The sequence below is a fragment of the Pseudoalteromonas sp. QJM3NY_22 genome (assembly GCF_056173065.1).
The window spans coordinates 2,405,528-2,420,767 of record NZ_CM149655.1; the positions used below are offsets into that span (position 1 = coordinate 2,405,528).

At 39.0% G+C, this 15,240-nt stretch carries 9 protein-coding genes and 2 pseudogenes; 4 read left to right on the top strand and 7 right to left on the bottom strand.

The genetic code is table 11. From position 1 onward, the window contains the following. Positions 1–62 precede the first annotated feature (62 nt). The 3 genes and pseudogenes from AC0VZ4_RS10895 to AC0VZ4_RS10905 form a co-directional block, all read right to left on the bottom strand. A pseudogene (locus AC0VZ4_RS10895) lies at positions 63–2,833 on the bottom strand (TonB-dependent receptor). 132 nt (positions 2,834–2,965) lie between these two features. Continuing rightward, complete coding sequence (locus AC0VZ4_RS10900) at positions 2,966–3,850, bottom strand: IS982 family transposase (protein ID WP_475441595.1); 885 nt, start codon at positions 3,848–3,850, stop codon at positions 2,966–2,968. 227 nt (positions 3,851–4,077) lie between these two features. Beyond that, entirely contained in the window at positions 4,078–4,845 is a 768-nt protein-coding gene (locus tag AC0VZ4_RS10905; RefSeq protein ID WP_475439678.1) for an IclR family transcriptional regulator, read from the bottom strand. A gap of 235 nt (positions 4,846–5,080) precedes the next feature. On the opposite strand from AC0VZ4_RS10905, the gene AC0VZ4_RS10910 reads away from it, so the two are divergent. The 3 genes and pseudogenes from AC0VZ4_RS10910 (at position 5,081) to AC0VZ4_RS10920 (ending at position 7,676) form a co-directional block, all read left to right on the top strand. Then, complete coding sequence (locus AC0VZ4_RS10910; protein WP_007378079.1) at positions 5,081–5,854, top strand: phytanoyl-CoA dioxygenase family protein; 774 nt, start codon at positions 5,081–5,083, stop codon at positions 5,852–5,854. A 77-nt stretch (positions 5,855–5,931) separates the two neighbouring features. Then, positions 5,932–6,825: pseudogene (locus AC0VZ4_RS10915) on the top strand (NHL repeat-containing protein); the annotation flags it as partial. Between the two features lie 89 nt (positions 6,826–6,914). After that, on the top strand, positions 6,915–7,676 hold the full coding sequence (locus tag AC0VZ4_RS10920) for an IS5 family transposase (protein WP_475439610.1): 762 nt from the start codon (positions 6,915–6,917) through the stop codon (positions 7,674–7,676). Positions 7,677–8,255: 579 nt separating this feature from the next. On the opposite strand, the gene tnpC is transcribed toward AC0VZ4_RS10920, so the two are convergent. The 4 genes from tnpC to AC0VZ4_RS10940 form a co-directional block, all read right to left on the bottom strand. Beyond that, positions 8,256–9,695 carry an IS66 family transposase gene (gene tnpC / locus AC0VZ4_RS10925; protein WP_475439674.1) on the bottom strand — a complete coding sequence of 480 codons (1,440 nt, stop codon included), beginning with the start codon at positions 9,693–9,695 and terminating at the stop codon, positions 8,256–8,258. Between the two features lie 148 nt (positions 9,696–9,843). Next, on the bottom strand, positions 9,844–10,812 hold the full coding sequence (locus AC0VZ4_RS10930; RefSeq protein WP_475441477.1) for an IS30 family transposase: 969 nt from the start codon (positions 10,810–10,812) through the stop codon (positions 9,844–9,846). 51 nt (positions 10,813–10,863) lie between these two features. Further along, on the bottom strand, positions 10,864–12,840 hold the full coding sequence (locus AC0VZ4_RS10935; protein WP_475439679.1) for an agarase: 1,977 nt from the start codon (positions 12,838–12,840) through the stop codon (positions 10,864–10,866). 586 nt (positions 12,841–13,426) lie between these two features. Further along, positions 13,427–14,437 carry an ISAs1 family transposase gene (locus AC0VZ4_RS10940; protein WP_475441643.1) on the bottom strand — a complete coding sequence of 337 codons (1,011 nt, stop codon included), beginning with the start codon at positions 14,435–14,437 and terminating at the stop codon, positions 13,427–13,429. 32 nt (positions 14,438–14,469) lie between these two features. Between AC0VZ4_RS10940 and AC0VZ4_RS10945 the strand changes: the two genes are divergently transcribed. Beyond that, positions 14,470–15,231 (top strand): IS5 family transposase, encoded by a 762-nt coding sequence (locus AC0VZ4_RS10945; protein ID WP_475439680.1) that lies wholly within the window; start codon positions 14,470–14,472, stop codon positions 15,229–15,231. Positions 15,232–15,240 lie beyond the last annotated feature (9 nt).

The following is a 15,240-nucleotide window of genomic DNA, read 5'->3' on the forward strand; positions in this document are numbered from 1 at the left end:
TAGTTAAAAAGCAAAACGACAGCGCTGAGCTGTCGTTTTGTATTATTTGTCAATAAACTAACTTACCATTTAGCACTTAAGCCAATGCTAAAGCGCGGACCATATTGCTCAGCAGATACTAATTGCTCTGCAAAACGACCATGGCGGCGTGTTGTTTCATTCGTTAAATTAAGTGCATCAAAGCTAACACCCAAGGTGTCGTTAATGGTGTAATTGAAACTAAAATCTAGCTGACCATACGCCTCTGTAAATGTAGGCTCAGTTCCCAAAGACAGTAAGAAATCATCGCGCCAGTTATAGGCTAAACGTACTTGGTAATCATCGTTTTCGTAAAAGCCGACCAAATTACCTGAATCGCTTAGTCCTGCTAGTGCAATTGTTTGGTCAAAATCATACGGTTTAAACGATTCATCGCTATTCACTATCGTATAATTAGCAACCACGCCAAAGCCTGTATCAGGCACCATGTACTGCGCATTTAATTCCCAACCATCTACTTCACGATTTTGAAGATTATCTGGCGTTGCAATATCAAATGTAACAATCGGGTCTGACGCTTGGCTTAAACATGCTGGGTTAGGTGTATCTGAACTATCAGGACAACCAGGGCGGGGGTTAACACTTGGATCGCGTAACGGCTCGCCATTTACATCATTTAGCGTACCTTGCACTACGCCTGCACCAATGAAGTTTTCAACAAACTTTTTAAAGTAACCAACTGATGCATAGCTTCCGTCGTCTCCATACCACTCAACTGAAAAATCAAAGTTATCTGACGTAATTGGCAATAAGTTAGGGTTACCTTGCGATGCATTAAACGGTCCTTCAGGACGGGCGTTAATGGTAGTTGATGGGAACATACCACCAATACCTGCACGAGCTAATGTACGACTATATGAAAAACGAGTTTTAAAGCCGTCATCTAAGTCGGCGCTTATATCAAAGTTTGGTAATACACGTGTATAACCACCTTCAAGTTCCTGCGGTGTTGCTGTTGCAGCAAATACAGGGCGAAGCTCTTCAGCATGACGATAGTTAAAAGCAACAACCCCAGGCTTGACTGAATAACCTGTTACATCGGTGTCTTCGTAGCGCACACCGACATTCATATCAATTGGAATATCATTAAATTCGGTTTTAAGATCAAATGATACATATATCGCGAGCGTTTGTTCCTCAACCCCATTTGTAGAAATATTTGGCTCAATAAATAATCCTTCATCTCTGACAATATCTACAAAATCGTTGGCACTGTAACGTGGAATAAATGGAAATAGCTGATCCGAACCTGAAAACTCATCAGCAAAGTCACCTTGTTCATCAAAGGTTAGTCCTAGGTTGTATAGAGGAATATCCACAAATGAGAACTGCTCAGAAAGATAAGTATCAATTTGATAATCGGTATACATTACACCAAAATTTATAGCGCTGAGTGCCCCACTCTTCAAATTCTCCCATTGCCCACTTGCATGATACTGCTTAATGGTATTTTTCATTTCATAGCCACGGCGCTGATATAAATCTGACACAATATTAGCTGGGTTGTAAGCCCCACCCGCCAATGTTGAATCATCAACCCCAATACTCGGAATATCACCAGAGAAGTTAGCATTGATGGATTTAACCGAACCTGGGACATTCTTTAAATTTGCAATTGTTTCAGCTGTATCACCATCTGGGTTTGAGTGTGATGTAGAGTTATGAGCGTCAAACGTAAGTTTCAATGAATCGCTTGCTTGCCACGCTAAATTTAAGCCTAATGAATCGTTTTCTTTTTCTTCGTAAAGCTCCCACGCCCAAAAATTCAACTCATCATTTGCATTTTTAATATCGACTAAAGTGCCATTTTCATCGGCGGTGCCTGTTGGGTTATCGAACCAAAATGCCATTTTATTTGTGTTACTAATTTCTTCAAAGCGCGATAAAGTGTAATCAAGTGTAGCCGTTAAGTTGTCACTAGGAGCATACTGTAAAACAAACTGCGCATTTTGGCGTTCTCGCTTAGTTTCAAAGCGCTCCATTTCTGGCGTCCAAGGTACCCAATAAGTACCCGTTGGATTAACTGTGGTATCAATTGCACTGCTATCAACACCGGCAGCATTTGCTCGGTTACGTACCCAACCTTGCGATGTGCCTACGCGCTCTCGGCCACTTTCTCGCTCTGAATGCGACAGCGAAAGTAAAACACCAAACGTATCATCAGCGAATGTTTGGCTAACCATTCCCGAAATTTCTGGTGTTACGTTTGATTTCTCTGAGCTGGTGTCTTTAATTGCCTTTGCATTTGCAAATGCTTTAAAACCGTCAAAATCAAATGGTTTTGCTGTATTTATATTAATGGTTGCGCCAATACCGCCTGAGGCTACATTCGCTTTACCCGTTTTATAAACTGATACACCCGACACACTTTCAGCCGCGATTTCTCTAAAGTTAAAGCTGCGAGAAACTCCCGCTTCTTGTAAAACCGAAGAGTTTGGCATTTGACGACCATTTAAGGTTACTAAATTAAAGCCAGGACCAAAACCCCGAACACTAACTTGGTTGCCCTCATTGTTTGCACGGTCGATTGATACACCACTAATACGTTGCAGCGATTCAGCTAAGTTAGTATCAGGTAACTTACCAATGTCCTCTGCTGATATAGCATCTACGACGCCTGATGAATCTTGCTTTATTGAAGCAGATTTACTTAATGCGCTTCTGATACCTGTTACTTGGATAACTTCAACATCACTTTGTACAGTTGTCTCGTTTTCCTGTGCTGATAACTTACAGGAGAAGTTATCAGCATTGCTGCGCAAATCGCATTTAATTTAAATTGTGTGTTAGTCATTTTTGCACCTAAATATTGTGTTTATTACGTGTAATCGTTGACGGATTATTTACGGGATGCTTATTGTCATTACAATATTGTTAACAATTAACTTTACGATAAATTAGTTTAGCTAATTAACCTGAGTTCTGCTTAAGCGATAACTAATGCGTTAAGCTCTACGTCAGTTAAATTAAGGTGTGGCTTCTTTTCTTTCAAGCAATAAGCCACCAATCCAGCGACTAAATTCAACATAAAGCCGTTCATACTCCGATGTCTTGAATGTTCAATGAAGGATATGTTCTTGAGCTGGTCATTAATTGTTTCGATTATAAAGCGTTTTGAAAGCATTGCTCTATCCCATAATGACATCGCTTTTGCCTTCATATTTTTGCGAACCGTCGTAATGAGCTTTACCCCTTTATCGAGTAAATCGGCTTCTAAAGCTTTACTTAAATACCCTTTGTCACCATATAATTTATCCGTCAGGCAGCTCGCTAACTCACGCACTGGTTGAGTATCATGTACATTTCCTGTTGTCACTTTCGCAGCAACAATTTCACCATGGTGATTAACGATTAAATGTAGCTTGAAGCCATAAAACCATCCCATTGTTCCTTTGCCACGCTGGGCTATTCCATCAAAGGTTTTGTGTCTTGGAATACGAATATTATGGCACACTTTAATACATGTGGAGTCAATGAATTCAACGCCTGTGGGTTTACCTTTAAGTGAAGTAAAATAGGCACACATCGGCACAATTACCCTTGGCATAACGGCTAAAAATCGTGTGTAACTGAGCAAGTTGGGAAATTCACTTTTGTACATAAGTGATACATAGCCAAGGTAGTAATTTTTGAAATCTCGGTGATGTGACATATGAAAACTAATAACAATAGTCATAATTTCACTGGTCGTCATACGTCCTGAACGCTGACGTTTTTGGGTGCCATCTTCGAGTAATTGTTTTTCCCATTGGGGTATAAATACTTTGCAAAAATCATCGACATCGCAAAATAATTCAACTAATTTAATCATGCCTGTTCCTTGCTTATCCAATCGTTTTTGGTCGAAAGATCGGATCTCGGAACAGGCATTTAGTTCAATTTCTTAAACGAGATTCAGGTTAATTAAGTCAAACAAATTGACCATTTATTTTACAGTTAGCGTTGGTTTTTTATTCGACATTGTAAGCAAGTAGTAAAGTACTGAGACTTATGCATGACTGTTGAGCGGGTTGCTCCCTACAAAAGCGCTAGTTGGTATTAGCGCTCTAATAATGAGGTTATTTTTTGGGCGGTATTTTTAAGCTCGCTAATTACACTGTTTTTATTAGCGTGAGTGTTTAGGGTTGAGTCAAAAGAAGAAATGGTCAATGCAGCTATTAAATTTGCATTAGGCCTGCCAATTAAGACACTAAAATCGTGTACTCCGGCGATAAGTGGATTGCTTTGCATTATGTGCCCTTGCACTTTGATTGTATTTAGCTCATTTAATAATACTTTATAGGCGTCTTTACTAGCACTGTAAATTTCATCGTGTTCGATAAGCATTTGCCGCACTTCGTCATTACTGTTGGCTAAAAGCAGTTTACCAGCGCTTGAGCTACTAAGTGGAAATAAAGCCCCCTCTGCAATACTCAAATGCATAGGGCTTTTGCTACGCGCTTGCACTACCACCATAGCTTGGCTTTGATAAAGCATACTTAGATGACATGACTGTTCAATATTTACAGCTAGATCTTCCATATGTGGCAAGGCCGATTTTAGTACATTATCCATTGGTGAAATACTTCGCGATAAATTATACAACTTTAATGACAAATGATATCGACCAGAGGTTTCAGAGCGAATTAGATAACCGCGTTTTTCAAGCCCAACAAGTACTCTATAGACTTCGTTAGGTGTTTTTAAAATACCAGCCGCTATCTCACTTTGTGTACAAGGCCTTTTATTTTTTGCTAAAAATTCTAATATATCCAACCCCTTATCTAAAGCAGGAACTGCATATTTAGTTTTTGATTTATCGTTCATTTTTACTTATTTATGCCTTTTAAAATTGATAAACAATACGTTTGTTTATATATAAATTTAAAACTTTTTTTTAGCTTTAAATCTTCAATAATAGTTTAAAATCAATAGCTTAATTAAACAAAATTCATTCGTATATGAATTCTATATTTTTATATAAATTACGCTTGACCTAGATGCTTAACCGAGCAATCATTGTTAACAATATACAACTGCAAGAGAAAATGGAACTACATTTATGTCACACACTTATTTAACACCACAACAAATAGCTGATTTTCACCGTGATGGTTATATTATTGTCAAAAATTACTACAGCGCTGATGAAATTGAGCTACTACAACAAACTGCTTTTAATGACGATACACTCTATGAACGAGCATGGGACAAAAAAGACGCCGATGGCGCTGTAAGTAAAGTCTGTTTATGGCAAAAAACAGGCGACGATTTATACAGTATGTTTTCTCGCGGTCGTCGCTTAATTGAAGTATGCGAAACACTTATTGGCGAAGAGGTGTACCACACCAGCACTAAAATTATGATGAAAGAACCATTTGTAGGTGGCGCCTGGGAATGGCACCAAGATTTTGGCTACTGGCATCGTGATAATTACATGCTTTATCCAAAATCAATTAGCTGTATGGTCGCCATTAATAAAGCGACGCAAGAAAATGGTTGCTTGCAAGTACTTAAAGGCTCACATCATTTGGGACGATTGGATCACAGTAAAACCGGTGACCAAAAAGGCGCCTGTTTAGAGTTTGTAGAAGAAGCAATGAAGTACCATGAACTTATAAATGTAGAACTTGAACCAGGTGATGTACTGTTTTTCCACTGTAATTTACTGCATAAATCAAATCAAAACCGCGCTGCCGAACCTCGTTGGTCAATGATCAGTGCTTACAATGCGATTAGCAACCAACCATTTAAAGAAAACGAAGCTGTTTATTATCCTTTAAATCGCGTTAACGATGATGCTATTTTAAATTTTAAAGCAAAAGAACGCACTTAAAGTAACCTTCTAGCCTAAACCAGTTTATGCATTATAGCCCAATGCATAAGCTGGTTTTTTTATATGGAAAATTCTGTATGTTAACCTCAGAGCAAAAACACCTTATACCTCACGCTACTCCTAAAAATGACGAAGACCCACACGGGAAAGTAATTGGCCAAGGTAAATTTAAATACAAAATAGACGCCCACTGGGGAAAGTTAAACCCCAATAAATACCCTATAGAAAATTGTCATGCGATGGTGATGGACTCACAAGGGAGAATATTTATGATCACCGATAACACGACTAATAATATTTTAGTGTATAGCCAAAACGGTGAATTACTTGACGCTTTTGGAAGCTCTTTTCCTGGTGGACACGCTATAAAAATTGTAAAAGAAGGCGAGCAAGAATTTTTATACGTTGTAGATAGTGGCTGGATTGTTAATCGCCACTGGGATGGTCACAGCACAGAGCAATGGGATAGCCCTACTAACAATGTCATTCCACAGTCTGGCTTTATTGCCAAAATGACCTTAGATGGCAAACTAATATACAGTATCGGCCATCCACAAACGTGCGGTGCTTATAAACCTGAGCAACCTTTTCGCCCTACTGACATTGCCATTGCCCCCAATGGGAATTTATATGTCACCGATGGTTATGGCAGCGACTTTTTACTGCATTATGATAAACAAGGTCGCTATATAAACCATTGGGGCGGTCACCATAATGAAGACAAAAATTACAATTTACACAACACCCATGGGGTTGAAGTAGACTTACGTGATCCCTTAAATCCTACATTAATAGTAAGCTCTCGTTTTGAGCAATGTTTAAAAGTATTTTCGTTTGATGGTAAGTACCTTGATAGCATTAGCGCTAATGGGGCATATATTGGCGGTCCCGTGTTCAAAGGTGAACTATTTTATGCACCTGTTTGCTGGTCGCATATTGACAATAAAAATGCTGACGACTCTGGCTTTATTAGGGCGTGTTGATCTTTGCGGTATAAAAAACAAACAGCATAAGGATAAGGTATAATTGAATTCGCTAAAAAACGTTACACCGAACCCTCATGCCAAGATTAATGTTAACAGACGCGACATGGAATGTCTTATCAAAAGTAATGCACTTAAGTGGTCGAATTTATAATAAGCCTGAGCATAGAAAAACGCTCGAAGGCATACTCTATAAGATGCGTACCGGTATTCCTTGGCGAGATTTACCGTCTTATTTCGGCTCGTGGAGTGCTATTTATAGACGATTTAATTTATGGTCCAAAAAAGATATTTTGAATGAATTATTTCGAGTGTTATCCCACTATGCTGATATGGATTGGATCTTTATTGATGGCAGTATTGTCAGGGCTCACCAGCATAGTTGCGGTGCAAGAACCGCTGACAATGAATCAATCGGTAAGAGTCGAGGTGGTAATTCGACTAAAATTCATCTTGCAGTAGATAGCGGAGGATTGCCTGTTTATTATGAATTATCCTGTGGAAATACGCATGATATCGTCCATGCAGAGTCACTTGTAGCCAATTGCCCAACGAGTAATGTTGTTGTCGCAGATAAAGGCTACGATAGTGAAAAACTAAGAGAGTTTATTCGTGACAATAGCGCTACACCCGTTATTCCACGCAAGGATAACAGTTTAGTGGGTAATGAAGATATTGACTGGTGCATGTACAAATATAGGCACTTAGTTGAGAATGCCTTTGGTCGGATCAAACAATATAGAGGGATAGCCACACGGTATGAAAAGCTTGAGCGGAATTATCATTCCATGCTCGCTTTAGCATTCACTATGATGTGGCTACCAATATGGGCTGATTAATATATATACTACAAAGATCAACAGCCCCTAGTATATTTGATAAAAGTAACACGCTAATAGCTAATTTAGGGGCACCGCAACCGCAGTATATAAATGGAGAACTACAGCCGATGCAAAGTAACGGGGACATTTTTAATCACGTGCATTGTATTTGCGTAGATCAAGACGACAACTTATATGTAGGTCAGTGGAACTCCTCTAAAACATACCCAATTAAATTAATAAAACAGTCATGCTAAGTTTAACGCTCTGAGAATAGTGTTTATGCTTTACAATGAGTACCTTGCACTCATTGTAAAGCATAAAACTCACAGGCTTAACAGCAAAAATACACCTAAAGCCATTCCCAGCATATTTAGTATTAGTTTATTTGTATTGTGTTAGGCAGTTGTAGCGATAAAAATAAAAAAACGGCTAAGCTATCATATAGATAAACCCGCAGTTTGTTTATTACTAAACCTTTATTACACGTTTTTAGCGAGTAATACGTTTACTCATTTTAAAGTTTTGTAATGTTAGTGAACTAACTGCACCACCGCTGTCAGGGAATGTAACTTCAATATTGTTAGTTTTTTGTAACTATTCAGCCACATTTTCAATAAATATATCAGGTAACTGATTTTTGAAGAGTAATTCAAGGGCTAGGCTTGCTGATACATGCTGTTTTCTGCAAGTCGATAGGTAGCTTCTGATTAAACAAAACATCTCTGCACCTTGCATGCTTCTGAAGCACCCAGATATCTTTTGATGAACCTTGGTCATCCTAATATCATTCTCACCTTGGTTGTTGCTAAAAGGCACCGCTGTTTCCGTCATGAACCGTAAGACATCATCTTGATAATCTCTTAACCGCTCTAACAACGCTCTAGACTTTGTTCGTTTCAATCTGCCTCGCTGGCCTTTTACTCGGCTGTTTCTATCCGGTGGAGGGCATTTAATGTCACCTTGAGCCAATATTTGTTGATATTTCTCTATATAGTGAGCTTTTGTGTCTGCATCTAGCTCGGGGTTATCTATTTGATGTTTATTGATTTCAGTCAGTAGGGTTTGCAAATCCTTTGCCCATTGCATACCGTCTTGCTCCCATGCCCTTTCTAACTCTCGGATATGATGTGCATTACACAAGGCATGTTGGCACTGTGTATATTGATAATACGGTTTCCAGTGGTCGTGGCATAGTACCCCAGTAAAGTGAGGTAAAATATCGGCGTCATCCATCGCTATTTTCCCTCTTTTCTCATGCGGGTAAAAATACGTCCACCACGTCGTTGATGCACCATGAAGCCATCGTCGTTTACCACCTATATTAATCCCCGTTTCATCAACGTGTAAGGCTTGATAAGTCGTTTTCAGGGCTTTCTTGAGCGCGGCTTCTGCGCCGGAGGACTTTACCAAGGCCGCTGCTTGTTCATTAAAGTTAAATAAACTACCCGCACTGATTGGAATACCGAGTTGATCACAAAAATATTCTTCAATGCGGTTGTAAGGGAGTAATTGATATTGGGATAGGTAAACTGCATGGGCTTTTACACCAACCCCATATTGAATAGGACTGTTAACGTCTTCTGGAAATTCACCAATAAAACGCTTACCTTGCTCATTTTCCAGAATTTGTGCTTGGTATTCAGTGACCACTTTCCTGATATCTATATCGACAACCTGTCGTTTTTGAAAGCCAATTTCACGGTAGTGACCTTTCGGTAAAAAATCACGTTCAACTAGGATGATTTTGATCTCATCAGGCGTCTGTGTTTGGGTTAGTGTTTTACCTGCACGGCCTTTTTGACCACCCGCTGACTTGGCTGATTTCTCTTTGTTTTGTTTTTTTCGGTTGATGTCTTTTGATGGCGGGATACTGCTATTGTTACTGTTAAGTCCTAATTTACTTGCTAACATAACAACGACAACCAGAATGAGTTCAATAGACATCTTCAGCGCAGGCGTGAGAGTTTTACCTTCTTGTAATTGAGCTTTGGTTTTCTCAACGATTTCGTCGATGTTGATGCTGTTTAAATTCATTGAAGCTAGGGCTATTAGGTCATAGCCCTAGCTTGGCATACTGGCGGGATCGGTCAATAGTTAAAAAAGATCCTTTGAAAATAATTTACCATGGTGAATAGTTACAGTTTTTTTAATGTTACTTGAATTCAAGTATTAAGTGCAATCATTATGCAGCCACCAGAACTTCTGATTGCCCCGTAAATAACTCATGAGGGGTTTTATACCCTCTTGTTTTTCTTGGCCGATGGTTGAGCTTATCAACTGCCGCCTGTATTTCTGCTTCACTTAGCGACATAAAGTCAGTTCCCTTGGGGAAGAAGCGTCTAAGTAAGCCGTTGGTATTCTCATTTATGCCCCGCTCCCATGATGAATATGGGTGAGCGAAATACACATCCGCTTCTAATTTTTGTGCAATATGCTCATGGTGAGCAAACTCTTTTCCATTATCTAAAGTCACGGTAATAACCTTACCTTTATAGGGTGTCATACACTTGATCAGCGCATCGGCTGTTATTTTCGCATGCTTGCTTTCAATTCTGTGAACGACTGTATATAACGTTTTACGTTCAACCATTGTAACAAGGGCATTTTTACGCCCTTTGCCTATCACTGTATCGCCCTCCCAATCACCAATCCTAGACTTTGAATCCACAATACTTGGGCGTTCATCAATACTGACTCGATTAACTATCTGTCCACGTTTATCGTAGCTTCCATAGCGTTTTTTATACTTTTTACATGCACGAGTGAGTGTCTTATGTAGTTCACCACCACGAGCCTTGTCTCTGTAAATATATTGATAAATCGTTTCATGATGCAAAACGACCTTTTTCTCTAAAGCTAAGCGGCCTGCCACCTGCTCTGGCGAAAGTCCGTCAACCAACAATTTATTAATCCAGTCAGTAACATCATCTGTTAACTTACTTGCTTTGAAAGATGACTTGCGTCTTTGCTCTGCAAAATTATTGGCTTGGTTAGGTCGATAGCCTTTAAGCCCTTTATTGCGTTTTAACTCTCTAGAGATAGATGACGGTGAACGAGTGAGTTCATCAGCTATCTGTTTTTGGTTATTTCCTGCTTTTATTAACGCGTAAATCTGGTATCTTTCTGCTTGTGTCAGCTGTTTATATTTCATTAAAGCAATTTCCTTTGGCGAGAGAATGGCCGAATTATAACAGCTGGCCATCTAATCTGAGAAATTGCACTTATTATCCGAATTTAGGTTATTATATGGCACTGGAATTTCAATAACACCAAAGAAACGCTCACGTCCAAGGCCACCATTTTTTTGATCATATCCTCTAAAATCAGTAGGAATAGCGACTCTATTACCATTAACAGTTACAACTGGCGTTAACGACTTACCATGAGGGCGGCCAACACCTAAGCGCAATGTAGCCTCGCCATTAGCCCCTTTATCTACATTGTTAATAGTAAAGAACTGGGTCGCGTTGGCTGCAATATTTTTAACTACTGCACTTGCGTAATGCTTAGTCTCTTGATTAATATTGTTAATAACAACATTTTTTTTGTGACTCACTTTAATTATCATGGTTGACTCAGAGCCTAATACAACAGAGCTTGGGAGTGTTGTACTGTTGATGTTATCCAATACTGGTTTGCCTTGGGCATTAGGATATAAATGCTTAATATTTACACCCGTTACGTTGTTAGAACCCTTGCCTAAAACACTTAAATCAATATTGGTCGGCGAAAATTCAAGGCTGTTTAATACCAAATAAACATCTTTGCCATCAACATACGCGTCAGCTTGAATATCCATATCGCTTGCCCAGCTATCTATTCGCGTCCCTTTTATATCAGACCATAACTGGTAAAACTTAACCATTTCGGTGTAAACCCATTGCTCGCCGGTTTCACCTTGACCTTCTTTAGCTTGACGCAGTAAACGCCAGTAATAGGGAATAGTGTCGCTTATACGGCCCCATTCTGCTTTTAATGGAATAAACGGAATGGCTTTATCAATACGGTTTGGCCTTTCCATAAAGCTCATCAGCATAGAGCTCATTGCCTTTAGACATAACCAGTCACGTTGCGGTGTCCATTTAGTACCAAATGAGCCTTGTAATTGAGAGCCATATTCGGAAATAACTAACGGCTTAATACTTCCCCATTTATAAGCCATATATTGCTCAACCATATCAAGGGTCGCTTCCATATTGCTGCCTTTTCGGTACTGTATTTGATGCTGACCACCAGGGCCACCTGGGAAATTTGGAAAGTCATATAAGTGCATCGAAATAAAGTCCATTTTATTTCCTGCAATATCTAAAAATGCCTTGTCGCGTTGCTTCCAGTTATCGAAAAATTGTGACCCTTTTTCATAATCAGGAAACGCCACCGTAAAGCCCCCTACTTTCACATCATTCAGTGCAGGGTTAGCATTAATCACATCAGCAACTGAGTTATGCAATCTAAAAATGTCATAGAGGCTTTCTTTATCATAACCGGTATGCGGAAAGTCGTGCAGTTCAAACAGTGGCTCGTTCATTACCTCAACATACGTTGGGCGCTTTTGACCAAGGCTATCTGATGGGCCTGATTTAAAGTATTTTTGTAAAAACTGCGCCATGTAGTCGCCCATGGCTGTACCTAGTGGTTCAGCCGCAGTATCTCTTTGCGAGAAAGACCAATTTTGATTACCAATTTTAGTGCCATCAGGATAATAAGGATGTTGCTGTGCAGCGACAATTAAATCGCTGTTACGCCCTTCATGCTTTCGCATTGTTTTAGCTTGAGCTGTTGTAATATTGGTGTAATTCCATTTTACTCCGCCGCCATTTGTTGTTGCGGTTGCTGCGCTTGCATAACCTGGTTTTGCTGAATCTTCTGGTAATTGTGTTAGTTGATATTTCATGCCCCCTGTATCACGACCAAAGTACACATCGTAATCTTCTAAAAAATGCGTCATTAAATCAGGATCAGCATTAGGCGCATTTAAGCTTTGAGCGTTATTTCCAAACCAGTCACTTTCGGTATTTGATGAATGTAACGTAATAAATTTACGACGATCGAAGCTATCAAACTGTCCTACAGCATGTTTTGTATCAATATTAAACTGCACTTTAACAGCGTGCACATTAAAGGTACTTGAAAGTAATAGCGCACTCGAAACCGCACAATACAATGATCTTTTTTTCATAACTGTTACCTATCTTGGTGTAAAAATTAATCCTTTGTGTAAAGGCATGGAACTCACGATTAATATAATGTTAACAATTAACAAAATGCAACGATTAGTTAAAGTTTTGTTCAAATTTCACACTTTAGTGGTAATTAACGGGACTAAGTTAACGCCGTAAATGAACAAGCTGAACACCCTATTTACAACTAGGTATTTAGAGAGTGTTAACTTTTTGAGGTTGAATTTGCTGCAGCATGCTTGCTTTTTAGCCAAACCAGAACCCAAGCATTTGATAAAAAATATTTTATGTGTGACTTTTAATTACATTCTAATTATTTCAGACGTTTTTCAGTGTTAACAATTTGTTGTTATTCATTCAAAAGGAAGATGACTAATGATCACATTGGTTAACTTATTTTAGTGGGACTCACTCATAAAAAGTAATCTATAGATTTGCTGAATAGAATTTAATAAGTAACAGGCTGATTAATAAATATAAACTTTATGAGTAAACTGGCTCAAAAATAAAGCATTTCTTTTTGTCATTTATAGTAAACATAAAAAAGCGCTGAGGGTATAAACAGGGCAAGAGCATGAAAAAAGTCTATGCGTTCAGTACCTTTTCAAGGTAGGCTGTACTGCGCATAGCTTTTTTCTGTTTTGCGGGCATGCCTTTACTAAAGCTTTTTTCTGCTTTTAGCTGATTAAATGCGATGTGTCTCAGCCCCGCAAATACAGGTGCTGCACCTTCGCGCCTAATTCGACACTCATCTTCTTTAAATCCTACATCTAAACGCCAATGTAATCCATTTTCTATTTGCCAATGTTGTCGTGCTCCTCTCGCGAGTTCTTCCGCTGTTAAATTCGCTGAACTAATATAGTATCTATAGCATAACTCATTGCTTAATTTACCTTTTTCTTTCCTATAAGAAACAATAACACCCACTGTTTTTACACCCTCCCAGTGTATCGTTTCTGATAAACCGCTCACGTTATGGCTCACTGCACAGCACCTAAATTCTTCTCTATTTTTTTGATAATCGGCTTCGTTAAACAAGAGCCCATCAGATGCTTGTCGTGCTACCTCAGGTAATAACACATCTTCTATTTGTGACAGTAGCTTTTTATGGTTTGCTTTTACCGCAAGTAAGTAATCGGCTTCTTTACCAACTATTTTTTTTGCAATTGATTTTTGACACCCCATAGCGTCAATCGTTACTAAGCAGCCTTTTATCTCTAATAATTCAAGCAGCTCTGGCAACGCTTTTATTTCATTCGACTTTTTATCAACAGGGCATTGTGCCAAAACAACACCATTTTCGCATGCAAATGCACTGATCATATAAAGCGCATCGCGTCTATCTGACTGATTAAATGAACCTTTCAATCGTTTACCGTCAATAGCAACTACACCGCCTTGAGTTAATTTGGAGCAGGCTTTCATCCAAGAAGAAAAGGAATCTTGGAATTGCGTCATGTCAATACGGCTCATTACACGAGCAATTGTGTCATGGCGAGGGATCCCTTGTTCAAGAAGAACATATTTTCTGAGCCAATCTAGGGCGTGTTGATCTTTGCGGTATAAAAAACAAACAGCATAAGGATAAGGTATAATTGAATTCGCTAAAAAACATTACACGAACCCTCATGCCAAGATTAATGTTAACAGACGCGACATGGAATGTCTTATCAAAAGTAATGCACTTAAGTGGTCGAATTTATAATAAGCCTGAGCATAGAAAAACGCTCGAAGGCATACTCTATAGGATGCGTACCGGTATTCCTTGGCGAGATTTACCGTCTTATTTCGGCTCGTGGAGTGCTATTTATAGACGATTTAATTTATGGTCCAAAAAAGATATTTTGAATGAATTATTTCGAGTGTTATCCCACTATGCTGATATGGATTGGATCTTTATTGATGGCAGTATTGTCAGGGCTCACCAGCATAGTTGCGGTGCAAGAACCGCTGACAATGAATCAATCGGTAAGAGTCGAGGTGGTAATTCGACTAAAATTCATCTTGCAGTAGATAGCGGAGGATTGCCTGTTTATTATGAATTATCCTGTGGAAATACGCATGATATCGTCCATGCAGAGTCACTTGTAGCCAATTGCCCAACGAGTAATGTTGTTGTCGCAGATAAAGGCTACGATAGTGAAAAACTAAGAGAGTTTATTCGTGACAATAGCGCTACACCCGTTATTCCACGCAAGGATAACAGTTTAGTGGGTAATGAAGATATTGACTGGTGCATGTACAAATATAGGCACTTAGTTGAGAATGCCTTTGGTCGGATCAAACAATATAGAGGGATAGCCACACGGTATGAAAAGCTTGAGCGGAATTATCATTCCATGCTCGCTTTAGCATTCACTATGATGTGGCTACCAATATGGGCTGATTAATATATATAC